This window comes from Pseudomonas sp. BN505 (assembly GCF_029873175.1).
GTDB lineage: Bacteria > Pseudomonadota > Gammaproteobacteria > Pseudomonadales > Pseudomonadaceae > Aquipseudomonas > Aquipseudomonas putida.
Map to the genome: position 1 here is coordinate 183,351 of NZ_SSOI01000013.1, position 15,178 is coordinate 198,528.

12 protein-coding genes are annotated in these 15,178 nt (G+C 61.8%); 9 read left to right on the top strand and 3 right to left on the bottom strand.

The window, feature by feature from the left end:
* Positions 1 to 84: 84 nt before the first annotated feature.
* The 4 genes from dgcB (at position 85) to E8E78_RS29060 (ending at position 5,679) form a co-directional block, all read left to right on the top strand.
* Positions 85 to 2,037, top strand: coding sequence for a dimethylglycine demethylation protein DgcB (gene dgcB / locus E8E78_RS01705; protein ID WP_049274010.1), 1,953 nt, complete (start codon positions 85 to 87; stop codon positions 2,035 to 2,037).
* A complete protein-coding gene (locus E8E78_RS01710) occupies positions 2,037 to 3,269 on the top strand; it encodes an electron transfer flavoprotein subunit alpha/FixB family protein (RefSeq protein WP_049274012.1) in 1,233 nt (410 codons plus the stop codon). Before dgcB ends, E8E78_RS01710 begins: the two co-directional genes overlap by 1 nt.
* 10 nt (positions 3,270 to 3,279) lie before the next feature.
* The gene (locus tag E8E78_RS01715) at positions 3,280 to 4,050 is read left to right on the top strand and encodes an electron transfer flavoprotein subunit beta (RefSeq protein ID WP_084966525.1); all 771 of its coding nucleotides are present in this window, start codon (positions 3,280 to 3,282) and stop codon (positions 4,048 to 4,050) included.
* 816 nt (positions 4,051 to 4,866) lie between these two features.
* Positions 4,867 to 5,679 (top strand): RHS repeat-associated core domain-containing protein, encoded by an 813-nt coding sequence (locus tag E8E78_RS29060; RefSeq protein WP_080983657.1) that lies wholly within the window; start codon positions 4,867 to 4,869, stop codon positions 5,677 to 5,679.
* A 51-nt stretch (positions 5,680 to 5,730) separates the two neighbouring features.
* Here E8E78_RS29060 and gbcA read toward each other — a convergent pair whose 3' ends face one another.
* Positions 5,731 to 7,023, bottom strand: coding sequence for a glycine-betaine demethylase subunit GbcA (gene gbcA, locus E8E78_RS01725; RefSeq protein WP_016484527.1), 1,293 nt, complete (start codon positions 7,021 to 7,023; stop codon positions 5,731 to 5,733).
* Between the two features lie 308 nt (positions 7,024 to 7,331).
* Here gbcA and gbcB point away from each other — a divergent pair, with 308 nt between their 5' ends.
* Together gbcB and E8E78_RS01735 are read left to right on the top strand one after the other, a co-directional pair.
* Positions 7,332 to 8,432, top strand: coding sequence for a glycine-betaine demethylase subunit GbcB (gene gbcB, locus E8E78_RS01730; RefSeq protein WP_049274014.1), 1,101 nt, complete (start codon positions 7,332 to 7,334; stop codon positions 8,430 to 8,432).
* A gap of 115 nt (positions 8,433 to 8,547) precedes the next feature.
* Positions 8,548 to 9,246 (top strand): RHS repeat-associated core domain-containing protein, encoded by a 699-nt coding sequence (locus E8E78_RS01735; RefSeq protein WP_156859206.1) that lies wholly within the window; start codon positions 8,548 to 8,550, stop codon positions 9,244 to 9,246.
* A 2-nt stretch (positions 9,247 to 9,248) separates the two neighbouring features.
* On the opposite strand, the gene E8E78_RS01740 is transcribed toward E8E78_RS01735, so the two are convergent.
* Positions 9,249 to 10,874: a methyl-accepting chemotaxis protein gene (locus tag E8E78_RS01740; RefSeq protein ID WP_084966526.1), complete on the bottom strand. Its 1,626-nt coding sequence runs from the start codon at positions 10,872 to 10,874 to the stop codon at positions 9,249 to 9,251.
* A gap of 276 nt (positions 10,875 to 11,150) precedes the next feature.
* On the opposite strand from E8E78_RS01740, the gene E8E78_RS01745 reads away from it, so the two are divergent.
* From E8E78_RS01745 to mcpH, 3 genes are all read left to right on the top strand, one after another.
* Entirely contained in the window at positions 11,151 to 11,381 is a 231-nt protein-coding gene (locus tag E8E78_RS01745; protein ID WP_016497626.1) for a hypothetical protein, read from the top strand.
* On the top strand, positions 11,378 to 11,680 hold the full coding sequence (locus E8E78_RS01750) for a cell division protein ZapA (RefSeq protein ID WP_016484532.1): 303 nt from the start codon (positions 11,378 to 11,380) through the stop codon (positions 11,678 to 11,680). The genes E8E78_RS01745 and E8E78_RS01750 overlap by 4 nt, the downstream gene beginning before the upstream one ends.
* A gap of 188 nt (positions 11,681 to 11,868) precedes the next feature.
* Positions 11,869 to 13,806, top strand: a complete 1,938-nt coding sequence (gene mcpH / locus E8E78_RS01755; RefSeq protein WP_016497627.1) for a methyl-accepting chemotaxis protein McpH — start codon at positions 11,869 to 11,871, stop codon at positions 13,804 to 13,806.
* Between the two features lie 105 nt (positions 13,807 to 13,911).
* Here the strand turns inward: mcpH and E8E78_RS01760 are convergent, their stop codons facing one another.
* Positions 13,912 to 14,952, bottom strand: a complete 1,041-nt coding sequence (locus E8E78_RS01760; RefSeq protein ID WP_016497628.1) for a low specificity L-threonine aldolase — start codon at positions 14,950 to 14,952, stop codon at positions 13,912 to 13,914.
* Between the last annotated feature and the right edge of the window lie 226 nt (positions 14,953 to 15,178).

The window sequence follows — 15,178 nt, forward strand, 5'->3', positions numbered from 1 at the left end:
CTTTCGCGGCACAAGGCCGCTCCTACAGGGGTCCGCGCTGGCCTTTGGGGTGGCGCAAGAATCTAGCTGTTGTGGGAGCCTCCCATGTTGAACACCCTTCTACCCATCCTGCTGTTCGCTGCCCTTGGCCTGGCGGTGCTCGGCGCCCTGCGCCGGGTGCGCATGTGGCGGCGTGGCCGGGCCTCCAAGGTCGACCTGATCGGCGGCCTGCTGGCCATGCCGCGCCGTTACCTGGTGGACCTGCACCACGTCGTCGAGCGCGACAAGTACATGTCCAAGACCCACGTGGCCACCGCTGGCGGCTTCGTGCTGTCGGCCGCGCTGGCGATTCTGGTGCATGGCTTTGGCCTGCAGAGCAAAATCCTCGGCTACGCGCTGCTGGTGGCCACGGTGATCATGTTCACTGGCGCCATCTTTGTCTTCAAGCGCCGCCTCAACCCGCCTGCGCGCCTGTCCAAAGGCCCGTGGATGCGCTTGCCGAAGAGCCTGCTGGTGTTCGCTGCAAGCTTCTTCATTGCCACCCTGCCGGTCGCCGGCATCCTGCCTGCCAACACGGGTGGCTGGGTGATGGTCGCAGTGCTCGGCCTGGGCGTGCTGTGGGGCGTGTCGGAGCTGTTCTTCGGCATGACCTGGGGCGGCCCGATGAAGCACGCCTTCGCCGGTGCGCTGCACCTGGCCTGGCACCGCCGCGCCGAGCGCTTTGGCGGCGGCCGTTCCACCGGCCTCAAGCCGCTGGACCTGGAAGACCCCAACGCGCCGCTGGGCGTGGAAAAACCGGCTGACTTCACTTGGAACCAGCTGCTGGGCTTCGATGCCTGCGTGCAGTGCGGTAAATGTGAAGCCATGTGCCCGGCTTTTGCTGCTGGCCAGCCGCTGAACCCGAAAAAGCTCATCCAGGACATGGTCATCGGCCTGGCCGGTGGCACGGACGCCAAGTTCGCCGGTAGCCCTTACCCCGGCAAGCCGATCGGTGAGCACGGCGGCCATCCGCACCAGCCTATCGTCAATGGCCTGGTCGACGCTGAAACGCTGTGGTCGTGCACCACCTGCCGTGCCTGCGTCGAGGAATGCCCGATGATGATCGAGCACGTCGATGCCATCGTCGACATGCGCCGCCACCTCACCCTGGAAAAGGGCGCCACTCCGAACAAGGGCGCCGAGGTGCTGGACAACCTGATCGCCACCGACAACCCCGGCGGCTTCGCCCCCGGCGGTCGCATGAACTGGGCTGCCGACCTCAACCTGAAACTGCTGTCGGAGGTGAAAACCACCGAAGTGCTGTTCTGGGTTGGCGACGGTGCCTTCGACATGCGCAACCAGCGCACCCTGCGTTCGTTTGTCAAAGTACTGAAGGCCTCTGGCGTGGACTTTGCCGTGCTCGGGCTGGAAGAACGCGACAGTGGCGACGTGGCCCGCCGCCTGGGCGACGAAGCGACCTTCCAGCAACTGGCCAAACGCAACATCCAGACCCTGGCCAAATACAAGTTCCAGCGCATCGTCACCTGCGACCCGCACAGCTTCCATGTGCTGAAGAACGAGTACGGCGCATTGGGCGGCGAGTACCAGGTGCAGCACCACAGTACCTACATGGCCGAACTGATCGCGGCCAACAAGCTCAACCTGGGCCAGCACAAGGGCGGCAGCGTCACCTACCACGACCCGTGCTATCTGGGCCGCTACAACGGTGAGTACGAAGCGCCGCGTGAAGTGCTCAAGGCGCTGGGTATCGAAGTGCGCGAGATGCAGCGCTCGGGCTTCCGTTCCCGTTGCTGCGGCGGTGGCGGCGGTGCACCGATCACCGACATCCCGGGCAAGCAGCGTATCCCCGACATGCGCATGGACGACATTCGCGAAACCGAGGCCGAGTTGGTGGCCGTGGGTTGCCCACAGTGCACCGCCATGCTCGAAGGCGTGGTCGAGCCGCGCCCACAGATCAAGGACCTGGCGGAGCTGGTGGCCGACGTGCTGATCGAAGAGGATGCGCCGTCTGCCGCAAAGCCGCAAACGGCCAAACGTGAACCTGCGGAGGTGCACTGATGAGCGACATTATCCGCCGCGACCCCCGCGCCGAGTGGATCGCCCGTAACCGCCTGCACCCGCTGCACGCGGCCATGCAGACGCAACAAACCAGCTGGATGGGGCCCAATGGCGTCATCCGCAAGAACCCCCATGCGATTGCCGCAGGCTTCATCGGCCCGGCCGGCATCAAGCGCATCGACCGCAGCGGCGCCCAGCAGGGTACCGGTGTGGGCGGGCGGCGCACCGCGGCGGCAGAGGTCAAGCTGCCGCTGCACCAGGTACCGGCGCCGGCGTTCTACATCGCGGTGGTGCCGGACATGGTCGGTGGCCGCCTGAGCAGTCACGACCGCGACCTGCTCGGCCTGGCCCACAGCCTGGCCGGCAGTGACGGCGCGGTGCTGGCGGTGGTCTTTAACGAGCATAAGGAAAGCAACTTTTCCACAGCTGGCGTCGACCGCCTGCTGGTCGTCGAGGGCGAGGCCTTCGAGGGTTATGCACCGGAGCAACTGGTGCAGGGCCTGCGGGCTGTGGATAACCAGTTTACCCCGCGCCACTGGCTGCTGCCTGACAGCCGCACCGGTGGCGGCGAACTGGGCCGACGCCTGGGCGCGGCGCTGGGCGAGCGCCCGGCCACGCGCGTATGGCAGGTCAAGGACGGCCAGTGCATCGGCCGCGCCGGTGCTGGCCAGCAAGACCTGCAACGTGCGGTGCCACGGCTGATCCTGGCGGCTGCCGAGTGCGCCGAGCCGGTTAGCGAAACCCGTCACGAAGCCTTGCCGGTGGAGTTGTCCACAAGCGTGGCGCGCAGCCTGTCGCGCATCGAAGACCTGGGCTCGGTGGCCGTGGACCCGGCCACCATTGCCATGGCCGAGGCCGAGTTCATCATCTCGGGCGGCAACGGGGTCAAGGACTGGGACCTGTACCACCAGGCCACCGCAGCCCTTGGCGCCACCGAAGGCGCCTCGCGGGTGGCGGTGGACGACGGCTTCATGCCGCGCAACCGCCAGGTGGGTGCTACCGGCACCTGGGTTACCGCGCGCGTGTACGTGGCTGTGGGTATCTCGGGTGCCATCCAGCACCTTCAGGGCATCGGCGCCTGCGACAAGGTGGTGGCGATCAACATGGACCCGGGTTGCGACATGATCAAACGGGCGGACCTGTCGGTGATTGGCGACAGTTCGGCGATTCTCAAGGCATTGATCGAGGCTGTGGACAACTACCGCAGCGGCGGCCAGCGCGACGCGGCATAAGGGCACGAGCATGAGTACGAAAGTGATCAGCCTGGTTTCAATCGGTGCCCACCCAAGCTCCGGGCGCGCCCGGCGCGCCGAGCAGGATGCCCGCGCCGTGGAACTGGGTTTGCAGCTGGCTGGGGATAACTTGCAGGTGGTACATGCTGGCAATCCACAGGAAGAGGCTTTGCGCGCTTACCTGGGCATGGGTCTGGATCATCTTGACGTGCTGGAGCAGCCGGCCGGTGCCGATGTGCTGGGCGTGCTGGGGGATTACCTGCGCGACGCCGGAGCACAGCTGGTGCTGACCGGTAGCCAGGCCGAGACGGGTGAAGGGTCGGGCATGTTGCCATTCCTGCTGGCCGAAAAGCTTGGCTGGCCGTTGATCGTGGGGTTGGCCGAGGTGGAGTCGATCGAGAACGGCACCGCTCAGGTATTGCAGGCCTTGCCGCGGGGCCAGCGGCGCCGGCTGAAAGTGCGCCTGCCGTTGCTGGCGACTGTGGATAACGCTGCGCCCAAGCCGCGCCAGAGCGCATTCGGGCCCGCGCGACGTGGTGTGCTGGCGGCGCGTAATGTGGCTATTGTCGAAGATGAGTTGCTGGCCCATGCCGAGTTGCAACCGGCCCGCCCTCGGCCCAAGCGCCTGAAGGTGATCAAGGCCAAGAGCGGTGCAGACCGCATGAAAGCAGCAACAGCCAAGGCCAGTGGTGGCGGTGGCAAGGTGCTGAAGGACGTTTCGCCACAGGAAGGCGCTGAGGCCATCCTCAAGCTGCTGGTGGAAGAGGGCGTGCTGCGCTAAGACCTTTACTGGCCTCATCGCCGGCAAGCCAGCTCCCACAGGATCACCACTGCCTACGGGTTCAGTGAAATACCTGTGGGAGCTGGCTTGCCGGCAATTGGCCCTGACAGACTAATGATGTTCCCTGGCTACATTGAACGCCCAGTAGCCCAATGCCCCGCCCGTCATCGAACCACTTCACAGTGCCCTCCTGGCGGCTGTGCATAAGTTACTCCTGGGTAATGCCAAAGCAGTAACCAGTACCCCATCACATCGCTGCATTTCACGAAAATGGCAGAACTATCAGGTACGCCTGTGTTTTGCCCCCGGAATCTGTTCGCCAAGGTGTGGATAAAGTGTTGGTGCATGGCTGGGGACCATATATAACGGGGCTTGCAGGGTTTTGATCATAAACTGATCAACTCTGAGCCGGCTCCTCAGACACAGATATGCGTGCCTCCAGCTGGTTTTGCCCACAATCGCTGTTAGCGGGTCTGTGGATAATCTGTTCGGCACTGCCTGAAAGCCGCGCAGGTCGTGGCTTGTGAGGAGTTGATTGAAAAATGATCAAATGGGCATGAATATCTTCTGTTCCATGATTTTCAAGGCGTTGAATCGCTTATCCACATCCCAGGTGCTGCACATTCGTACTTTGCTCACAAACTCTGTTGGCGTTTCTGTGGACAAGTTGTATGAACATCGCTGTAGCCCAACAAGACTAAGGCTTTGCTTGTGTTGATCAAATAATGATCAGGTAATACCTGTTATTTGTGTCAGTACGCAATCTTCTGGGTTAGCGCTAAGGTAGTCGGGCACTTAGAGGAGTTGTGGATAACCATGGCACAAGCTTACTCACCTTACGGCGTTTCTGGGGGCCGCCCGGTTACAACACTGGGGTTTTGCGGCCAACGCCGTGATCCGCTTTTGGGGGGGGACCCGCTGGGGAATGGTTATCGCCACTACAGCCCTGCGTTAATGCGATTCGTAAGCCCCGATTCCCTTAGCCCGTTCGATCGTGGAGGGATGAATGCGTATGCCTATTGTGGAGGTGACCCCGTAAATCGAACCGACGAGTCGGGGCGGTTCTGGATCAAGTTTCTTACTCACTTGGCTTTTGGCACAAGTGCAATAGCAGGTACGGGCAACATGGTTGTTTCGCGTATGAGGGCCAGGATCAACAATGTGGCACTTCCGGATCGCGTGGTCGAACCAGCTCTGCCGAGCCTTCATCCTCGCGTGGCCGCTGCTGCAAATGTCCTTGATACGTACGCTTACACGACTTCGATCCTTCTGCGCGGACCGCATCTAGCCGAAACCTTTAATCCTGGGTACATGGCAAACCTTCAGCCAGTACTCAATGGGGCGGACCTGGGACGTGCAGGGGCAGGATTTCTGGGCTTCGCAGCCCTACCTATGAATGCCGGGCATGAGTGGCGTCGTGCGGGCGTACGAGGCATGCCTAGAGGGCGACTGCTCGGCGACGCAGTACTGGATGCTTACGGCTTGAGCTATATGTGGCAAGGGGTACAACAAGCCAGCAGGGCGGTGAGGAGAGCCGTGTCGGGTGCTTTCAGGGGGGTTGTCGAGAGAGTGAGGGGGCGTCGTAGGCCAGCTGATGTTGAGGCCGGTATCAGTGACACGCGTTTGTAAGCCGCTGGAGAGCCCCCGCCGCAGTACTGTGTACCTTGGCGGGGGTTCCGATTACTGCGCCTTCACCTCTTTCAGGTATGGAGCAGGCTCTGCACCCAAGTTGGCCAATACACGGTCGCTGTACCAGTCAATGAAGTTCACCACACCAAACTCGTAAGTCTTCGAGTAAGGCCCCGGCTGGTACGCCGTGGAGTTGATGCCACGCTGGTTTTCTTCCGCCAGGCGGCGGTCCTGGTCGTTGGTGGCGTCCCACACCTTGCGCATGCGCTCTGGGTCGTAGTCCACACCTTCCACGGCGTCCTTGTGCACCAGCCACTTGGTGGTGACCATGGTTTCCTGGGCGCTGATCGGCCACACGGTGAACACGATCATGTGGTCGCCCATGCAGTGGTTCCACGAGTGCGGCAGGTGCAGGATGCGCATCGAGCCCAGGTCCGGGTTCTTGATGCGGCCCATAAGCTTCTGGCAGGCCTGCTTGCCGTCCATGGTCATCGATACCGTGCCTTTGAGCAGCGGCATGCGCACGATACGGTTACGCAGGCCGTGGCTCTTGTGCAGGTACGGGATCTTTTCGGCTTCCCAGGCGGCGGCCGAAGCGGCCACGTGGTCCTTGAATTCCTGGCTCGCGCGCGGGTCGTTGGTGTCGTCCCACTCCAGCAGGGTTTGCAGCAGCTCCGGGTGCGAACCGCTGCAGTGGTAGCACTCGCGGTTGTTCTCCAGCACCAGCTTCCAGTTGGCCTTTTCCATCAAGGTGGTGTGCACCGCCACCTTGGTGTTCTCCATGTCGTACGGTTCCATGTAGTGTTCCAGGGTAGCCAGGAACTCGTCGATGGCAGGCGGGTTTTCTGCCAGGCTGATGAAGATATAGCCACCGGCCACCTTCACATGCACCGGCTTCAGGCCGTACTCCTTCATGTCGAAGTCGGCGCCCATTTCGGTGCCGGCGAACAGCAGGCGGCCGTCCAGTTCGTAGGTCCACTGGTGGTAATGGCAGACCAGCTTGGCCACCTTGCCTTTGTCGCTGACGCACAAACGCGAACCACGGTGGCGGCAGACGTTATGGAAGGCGTGCACCTTGCCTTCGGCACCACGCACCACCAGGATCGGGTTTTTGCCGATCTGCAAAGTGATGTAGTTACCTTTCGCCGGAATTTCGCAAGTCATGCCAGCGATCAACCATTCTTTCTGGAAGATCTCCTGCATGTCGATCTGGAACAGACGCTCGTCGGTGTAGAAAGGCTGGGGCAGCGAGTAGGTGCGCTCGCGGGTCTGCAGCATCTCGGCGGTAGCCTTGCGTGCAGGTTCAAGTGGATCGCCCAGGCTCAGGGTTGCGGTGACGTCCATCGTGTATTCCTCGGGGCCGTGTGCGGCCGGCAAAAGGTGGCTAATCGTTGTTGTTGCCGCAAGGCGGTTATCAGCGGCTTTTTGTTTAAACAGCAGGCTTGTTTATTTGCCGTGGAGTGTGCGTCCGAAGACGCCGCGAACCGTATCCATGGGCGACATGGCCGAATTGAATTACGACGCGCCAGCCCTTGTAGCGCGGGGCTGGTCGCGATAAGCACGCCGATGTCGCTGGCAGGAATGTACGTCGCTCTCAGCTTGCGCATTATCCAAGCCATAAAAAGCCCGATAGTCGGCTGCTGGAGATGAACATGTCCGATACCTTCCTCAATCCGGTCACCACCCAGACCTGGGCCAACGGCCGCCACATCGTGCGCTGCGTCAAGGTCATCCAGGAGACCTGGGACGTGCGCACTTTCTGCTTCATGGCCGATCAGCCGATCATGTTCTTCTTCAAGCCCGGGCAGTTCGTCACCCTGGAGCTGGAGATCGAAGGCAAGCCGGTGATGCGCTCCTACACCATCTCCAGTTCGCCGTCGGTGCCGTACAGCTTCTCGATCACCGTCAAGCGCGTGCCGGGCGGCTTGGTGTCAAACTTCCTGCACGACACCATGCACGAAGGCGCCGAGCTGCCGGTGCACGGCCCGGTGGGCCTGTTCAACGCCATCGACTTCCCGGCGGGCAAGGCGCTGTACCTGTCGGGCGGTGTGGGCATTACCCCGGTGATGTCGATGGCGCGCTGGTTCTACGACACCAACGCCAATGTCGACATGGTGTTCGTGCACAGCGCCCGTTCGCCGAAAGACATCATCTACCACCGCGAGCTGGAACAGATGGCTTCGCGCATCCCCAACTTCAGCCTGCACATCATTTGCGAAAAGCATGGCCTGGGCGAGCCATGGGCGGGGTACCGCGGTTACCTGAACCAGCGGCTGATGGAGCTGATTGCGCCGGACTACATGGAGCGCGTGGTGTTCTGCTGCGGCCCGACGCCTTACATGACGGCAGTCAAGCGCATGCTCGAAGCGGTCGGCTTCGACATGAAGAACTACCACGAGGAGTCGTTCGGCGCGACGCCACCAGAGGCCAAGGCCGATGCAGTGGAGCACGCCGAGCAGGCAGCCGATGCACCGGAGCTGGATATTTCCGACCTCAACCTGGTGGAGTTCATCGGCAGCGACAAGAGCATCCGCGTTGCCCCGGGCGAGACCGTGCATGCTGCGGCAGCCAAAGTTGGCCTGATGATCCCGAAAGCTTGCGGCATGGGCATCTGCGGCACCTGCAAGGTGCTCAAACTGGGCGGCGAAGTAGAGATGGAGCACAACGGCGGCATTACCGAAGAGGATGAAGCCGAGGGCTACATCCTGTCGTGTTGCAGCGTGCCGAAAGGGGATGTGCGGATCGATTACTGATTCCAGATAGCGGGGCCCCGACAGGTACCTCGCTAACCCCTTTGCGGCCTGTCATTTCTGTCAGTAATCATGAGGGGCGGTTGGCTATAGAATATGGTCTACAAAAAAGGGGGGCATGGTGGACGAAGAAATATCGCATCTCCATTTATCCAGCTCATTCTTGCCCGATGCTGTCCCGAGGGTCTGCGCATATAACCCTTATGGTGTAGATAATGATAATCGCGCTGCTACGATCGCATTCAATGCTGAACTGCGTGACAGAGCCACCAGTAATTATCTGCTCGGAAAAGGCAGGCGTATGTACAGCCCAGCATTAATGCGATTTCTCAGCGCGGATCGGCTAAGCCCCTTCTCGCGGGGAGGAATCAATGCATACGCTTACTGCCATGGGAATCCTGTTAATCGAGTGGACCCCACTGGCCAATACAGCGTCACCAAGGTAATTGCGAACACTGTATGGCTTGGAAAGCGTGCCAAAGCGTCTATGTCCAATCTTAAGGGGCTGAAGCGGCTAGACGACAGGAACAAATGGGTAAAGAAGGTCGGCGTAGTGATGGTTGCGGCGGGAGTGCCGGGTGCTAACTGGGTCAACGTGGCAAGCTTTGCTGTAAAAATGGGAAGCGCGACAGTTGATGTCGGCTTCTTCTTTGGCCGTAAGGCTGTTGACTATTTTGTCATGCATAAAGTCAGGCCCATGATAGCGGGGATTCTACCGCCCAGTGGGCTCTCGCATGTCAATAGTGCCCCTCCTGTGTCGCAGGTCACGCAAGTTCGGGAGGGGCACTTATCAAGGCGGCATAGCAGTGCCTTTTAGGCTCAGGTACGGAATCGCGCCACCAGACCATTAAGGTCCACCGCCAACCGCGACAGCTCTGCACTCGCCGCACTGGTCTGATGGGCACCGGTAGCGCTCTGCACCGACAGGTCATTGATGTTCACCAGGTTGCGGTCCACTTCCCGCGCCACCTGCGCCTGCTCTTCCGCCGCGCTGGCGATTACCAGGTTACGTTCGTTGATTTGCGCGACCGCACCGGCAATGGTGTCCAGCGCCATGCCGGCGCCTTTGGCGATGTTCAGCGTCGACTCGGCGCGCTCGGTGCTGGTGCGCATCGACTCCACCGCCTCTTCCGTACCGCCTTGAATGCTGCCGATCATCCGCTCGATTTCGCTGGTCGACTGCTGGGTGCGGTGCGCCAGTGCGCGCACCTCATCCGCAACCACGGCAAAACCACGGCCCGCTTCGCCGGCACGCGCCGCCTCGATGGCAGCGTTGAGCGCCAGCAGGTTGGTCTGGTCGGCCAGGCCACGGATCACGTCGAGTACCTTGCCAATGTCGCGCGACTGTTCGGCCAGGTGAGTGATCAGTTTGGCAGTGGCCTGCACATCACCGCTCATGCGCTCGATGGCGCCCACGGTCTCCATCACCAGGTCGCGACCGTCACCGGTGGAGCGGCTGGCTTCACTGGACGCTTCCGAGGTGCTCACGGCGTTGCGCGCCACTTCTTCCACAGCGCTGGTCATTTCGGTGACGGCGGTGGCGGCCTGTTCAATCTCGTTGTTCTGCTGCTGCAGGCCACGGGCACTTTCGTCGGTAACGGCATTCAGCTCTTCGGCGGCTGAGGCCAGCTGGGTGGCAGAGCCTGCTATCTGCTGCAGGGTGTCGCGCAGCTTGTCCTGCATGCGGGCCATGGCGCGCAGCAAACGCGCGGCTTCATCGGTACCCTCGGCGCGGATGACCTGGGTCAGGTCACCGTCGGCGACTTGCTCTGCGCACTTGAGCGCCTCATCGATCGGCTTGACGATGCTGCGGGTCAGCAGGAAGGCGCAGGCGAAGGTCAGCACGGTGGCGGCAACCAGCAGGCCGATAACCAAGGCAAAGGCCGCAGCGTATTGGCTGGCGGCTTTCTCGTTAGTGGCGCGGGTCTGGTCGGTATTGATGCGTACCAGCGTGTCCATGACCTTGTTGATCTGTTCGGAGTTGGCCAACAGGTCGCGGTTGAGCAGGTCGCGCAGTTCGTCGACGCGGTCGGCCTGGCTCAGGCTGCGCATGCGCGATTCCAGTTGGCGGTACTGTTCAAGCAACTGGCCGTACTGGTCGAACGCGGCCTGTTCGTCGGCGGCGCCGATCATTGGCAGGTAGGCCTGGCGTGCGCGGTCGATCTGGCTGTTGCGCTGGGCCAGCAGGTTGAGGGTATCGCTTTGGATTGCAGGCTCGCGGTTGGTCAGCAGGCGGTAGGAGAGGGTGCGCATGCGCAGGTTAAGCGCGGTGATTTCGTCGAGGATCTTGATGCTGGGCACACTGACTTGCTCGATGGCCACGCCCGCCTGACGGATGTTGCCCATCTGCACCAGCGAGAAGACACCGAGGCCAAGCATCAGCAGGCCGATAAGCGCAAAGCCGAGCAGCGCGCGCGGGGCGATATTCATGTTACGTAGAGACATGGAGAGGAAGATCCAGGCAAGGGATAAAGAGTGCGCAAAGTGCGACAAAACATGACTTGCCGGGCTATCGGTCGTGACTGGCCAGTCTTGAGTGCAACCCGCAAAAATTGTGAGGTAGCTAACCTTTTCCTGACCGGCGGTTGACCCAGGTCGGAACAAGGGGGTGATTACCCTGTCAATCTGCGGGCCAGACACCTTGTGAATCCGATTTTTAATGGCGATGGGCCGCGCTTTTCTTTATCGTGTGCGCCCCTCGCAACAACCTGAGATAGACCCATGCTGGAAGCTTCCCTGAATCAAATCGAGCAACTGGTCAGCGACCTGATGCAGAAAAACGCTCAACTCACCGAGCAGAACACCACCCTGGGCACGCAACTGGCCCAGGCCAAGGAAGAGAACGAAACCCTGCAGCTGTCGCTGATGGAGCAGGAAGAGAAGAACGGCAGCACCGCCGCTCGCCTGCAGGCCCTGGTTGATCGCGCCAGCGCTGGCGTTGTTGGCGCATGAGATTGCAAGAGCAGCCGGTCAATGTCGTGTCGATTCTCGGCATCGACTATTCGATCAAGGCGCCCGAAGGCCAGGAAGAAACCCTGGCCCAGGCGGTGCGGATGCTCAACACCGCCCTGAACGAAACCAAGCGTCAGTACCCGACCCTGATCGGTGACAAATTGCTGGTGCTGGCTGCCCTTAACCTGTGCTCCAAACAGGTTGAACTGCAGAAAGAACACCAGCAGACCCTTGCGCGTACCCAGGCGCAGATCGACGCCACGGTGGACGCCATCGTGCGGACTATTGCAGAGTCCTGATCGATAGCTGAAAGGCCCAAGGCCGCTCCTCCAAGGGTTATGCGTTCCCGTGTAGGAGCAGCCTTGTGCTGCGAATGGGCTGCGGAGCAGCCCCAAAGCTCCAACTCATTGTTCCAGGTCACTGGATTAACTGGATACGCAAGTGTATACACTTCTCGCAAAACAATAATGTGCGGGGGAGTAGGGGCATGCGTATCTGGCGTAAAAGCATCCAGTGGCAGTTGATCACCAGCATGGGCGCCGCCCTGCTGGCCAGCATCCTGGTGGTGGTCATCATCTTCACCGTGGCGCTCAACCGCCTCACCGACCGCTACCTGGTCGACACTGCCCTGCCCGCCAGTGTCGAGGCGATCCGCAACGACATCGAACGCATGCTCGGCCAGCCACTGGTGGCTGCGGCGGACATTGCCGGCAACACCCTGCTGCGCGACTGGCTGGCGGCCGGCGAAGACCCCGCCCAGGCTGCGGCATTCATCGAATACCTGGGCGCCGCCAAACAGCGTAACCGGGCCTTCACCACCTTGTTTGCCTCGACCGAAACCGGCCACTACTACAACGAGAATGGCCTGGACCGCACCCTCAGCCGCAGCAACCCCAAGGACAAATGGTTCTACGGCTACATCGACAGCGGCGCCGAACGGTTTATCAATATCGACATTGACGGTGCCACAGGCGAGCTGGCGCTGTTTATCGACTATCGCGTGGAAAAGGCCGGCAAGCTGGTGGGCGTGGCCGGCATGGGCCTGCGCATGACCGAGCTGTCGCAGCTGATTCACGACTTCAGCTTTGGCGAGCATGGCAAGGTCTTCCTGGTACGTAACGACGGCCTGATCCAGGTGCACCCGGACGCTGCTTTCAGCGGCAAGCGCCAGCTCGCCGAGCAGCTCGGCACGGACGCTGCCAAGGCCGTGATGACCGGCGGCGAAGGCCTGCGCAACAGCCGCTTCAGCCGTGACGGCGAGCGCTACCTGGCGCTGGGCCTGCCCCTGCGTGACCTCAACTGGACGCTGGTGGCCGAAGTGCCGGAGTCGGAAATCTACGCACAAATGCATCAGGCGGTATGGCTGACCAGCCTGATCGGTGGCGCCGTGGCGCTTGTGTCGCTGCTGCTGGTGGTGCTGCTGGCGCGGGGCCTGGTGCGCCCTGTGCGCCGCGTTACCGCTGCGCTGGTGCAGATTGGCAGTGGCGCAGGCGACCTTAGCCACCGCCTGGATGATTCGCGCCAGGACGAACTGGGTGACCTGGCCCGGGGCTTCAACCGCTTTCTCGACAGCCAGCGCAGCCTGATTGGCGAGGTGTTGCAGACTTCCGAACGGCTGCATCGGGCGGTTGAGCAGGTGACCCAGGTGGTGGAAAACACGGCCGAGCGCTCCGGGCGACAGCAGGAAATGACCGAAATGGTTGCCACTGCCGTACATGAAATGGGCCTGACCGTGCAGGACATTGCCCGCAATGCCGGTGATGCAGCGCAGGCCTCGCAGTCGGCACGGGATGAGGCCTTGCAGGCGCGCGAGGTGGTACGGCGTTCAATTCAGGGCATCGAGGGCATGTCGGGCGACATCGGCAAGGCAGCCGATGCAGTCAGCCAGTTGGCCAACGAAGTCGCCTCTATCGATGAAGTGCTGGCGGTTATCCGCAGTATTTCCGAGCAAACCAATTTGCTGGCGCTGAACGCCGCCATCGAGGCTGCGCGGGCAGGGGAAATGGGCCGCGGATTTGCTGTGGTGGCCGACGAAGTGCGCACGCTGGCGCGGCGCACGCAGCTATCCACCGACGAAGTGCAACAGATGATCCAACGCCTGAAGCAGGGCGCGGGTTCGGCGGTGAGCTCGATGCAGGCGGGGCAGCAGGCGACCGGCAGTGGGGTGGAATCGAGCCAGCGTACCGGGGCGTCGCTGGGGGCGATTACCGACCAGGTGGAACACATCAGCGACATGAACCATCAGGTCGCCACGGCGACCGAAGAGCAGTCGGCGGTGACTGAGGAAATCAACCGCACGGTGCAGGGCATTTCCGACCTGGCGCGGGAGACGGCGGCAGAGGTGCAGGGCTGCCGCGAGGAGTGCCAGGCGTTGCGTGGCTTGGCTGATGACCTGGCTCGGCAGATGGGCGGGTTCAGGCTTTAGATCGGTGTGGGCTTCATCGCCGGTAAGCCAGCTCCTACAGGATCACCACAGGCCTGAGCCTTGTGTGGTCCATGTGGGAGCTGGCTTGCCGGCGATTGGGGCCTGTCAGGCGGTGATGATGCTGCGGATATCCGCCGCCAGCTCGCGCACCCGCTCTTCCTCGGTATCCCAGGAACACATGAACCGCGCCCCGCCGCTGCCGATAAAGGTATAGAACCGCCAGCCCTTGGCGCGCAGCGCTTCAATCGCGTGCTCCGGCATTTGCAGGAACACCCCGTTGGCCTCCACCGGGAACATCAGTTCCACCCCCGGCAAGTCACTCACCAGCAACGCCAGCAGCTGCGCGCAATGGTTGGCGTGGTTGCCATGGCGCAACCACGCGCCATCTTCCAGCAGGCCCACCCACGGCGCGGACAGGAAGCGCATTTTCGACGCCAGTTGCCCGGCCTGCTTGCAGCGGTAGTCGAAGTCCTCGGCCAGTTGGCGATTGAAGAACAGGATCGCCTCGCCCACCGCCATGCCGTTCTTGGTGCCGCCAAAGCACAGCACGTCGACGCCGGCCTTCCAGGTCAGCTCAGCCGGGCTGCAGCCCAGGAACGCGCAGGCATTGGTAAAGCGCGCGCCGTCCATGTGCAGGTTCAGGCCCAGCTCCTTGCAGGTGGCGCTGATGGCCTTGAGCTCATCGGGGCGATACACGGTGCCCACTTCGGTGGCCTGGGTGATGGTCACCACGCGTGGCTTGGGGTAGTGGATGTCCTGGCGCTTCAGTGCCACTTCGCGGATCGACTGCGGGGTCAGCTTGCCGTTGACGCTGGCCGCCGTCAGCAGCTTGGAGCCGTTGGAGAAAAACTCCGGCGCGCCGCATTCGTCGGTTTCGACGTGGGCAGTCTCGGAACAGATCACGCTGTGGTAGCTCTGGCACAGCGAGGCCAGGGCCAGGGAGTTGGCTGCGGTACCGTTGAAGGCGAAAAACACCTCGCAGTCGGTTTCGAACAGGTTGCGGAAGTATTCCGAGGCGCGCTCGGTCCACTGATCGTCGCCATAGGCGCGGTCGTGGCCGTGGTTGGCCTTCTCCATCGCCGCCCAGGCTTCGGGGCAGATACCGGAATAGTTGTCGCTGGCGAATTGTTGGCTCTTATCTGTCATGACACGGTCCTGTGAACGACGCAGAACAGCACTCTAAACCATCGATTCAGCGGTTGCCTATACAAGCTGAGCATTGGCTGATTTTCAGCTTTGCCTGTACAGGCCCTATCGCCGGCAAGCCAGCTCCCACAGGTACTCCACAGGGCTTGAGGACGCTGCAATTTCTGTGGGAGCTGGCTTGCCGGCGATAGGGCCAGACAACCCAGTACAAAACGAATGTCGTAAA

What these genes read in the sequence shown, in the direction of transcription:
- mcpH (WP_016497627.1), top strand. Translation starts at nt 11,869, where the DNA reads ATGCGTATCTGGCGTAAAAGCATCCAGTGGCAGTTGATCACCAGCATG.
- E8E78_RS01735 (WP_156859206.1), top strand. Translation starts at nt 8,548, where the DNA reads ATGGTGGACGAAGAAATATCGCATCTCCATTTATCCAGCTCATTCTTG.
- E8E78_RS01745 (WP_016497626.1), top strand. Translation starts at nt 11,151, where the DNA reads ATGCTGGAAGCTTCCCTGAATCAAATCGAGCAACTGGTCAGCGACCTG.
- gbcB (WP_049274014.1), top strand. Translation starts at nt 7,332, where the DNA reads ATGTCCGATACCTTCCTCAATCCGGTCACCACCCAGACCTGGGCCAAC.
- E8E78_RS01750 (WP_016484532.1), top strand. Translation starts at nt 11,378, where the DNA reads ATGAGATTGCAAGAGCAGCCGGTCAATGTCGTGTCGATTCTCGGCATC.
- dgcB (WP_049274010.1), top strand. Translation starts at nt 85, where the DNA reads ATGTTGAACACCCTTCTACCCATCCTGCTGTTCGCTGCCCTTGGCCTG.
- E8E78_RS01710 (WP_049274012.1), top strand. Translation starts at nt 2,037, where the DNA reads ATGAGCGACATTATCCGCCGCGACCCCCGCGCCGAGTGGATCGCCCGT.
- gbcA (WP_016484527.1), bottom strand. Translation starts at nt 7,023, where the DNA reads ATGGACGTCACCGCAACCCTGAGCCTGGGCGATCCACTTGAACCTGCA.
- E8E78_RS01760 (WP_016497628.1), bottom strand. Translation starts at nt 14,952, where the DNA reads ATGACAGATAAGAGCCAACAATTCGCCAGCGACAACTATTCCGGTATC.
- E8E78_RS01740 (WP_084966526.1), bottom strand. Translation starts at nt 10,874, where the DNA reads ATGTCTCTACGTAACATGAATATCGCCCCGCGCGCGCTGCTCGGCTTT.
- E8E78_RS01715 (WP_084966525.1), top strand. Translation starts at nt 3,280, where the DNA reads ATGAGTACGAAAGTGATCAGCCTGGTTTCAATCGGTGCCCACCCAAGC.
- E8E78_RS29060 (WP_080983657.1), top strand. Translation starts at nt 4,867, where the DNA reads ATGGCACAAGCTTACTCACCTTACGGCGTTTCTGGGGGCCGCCCGGTT.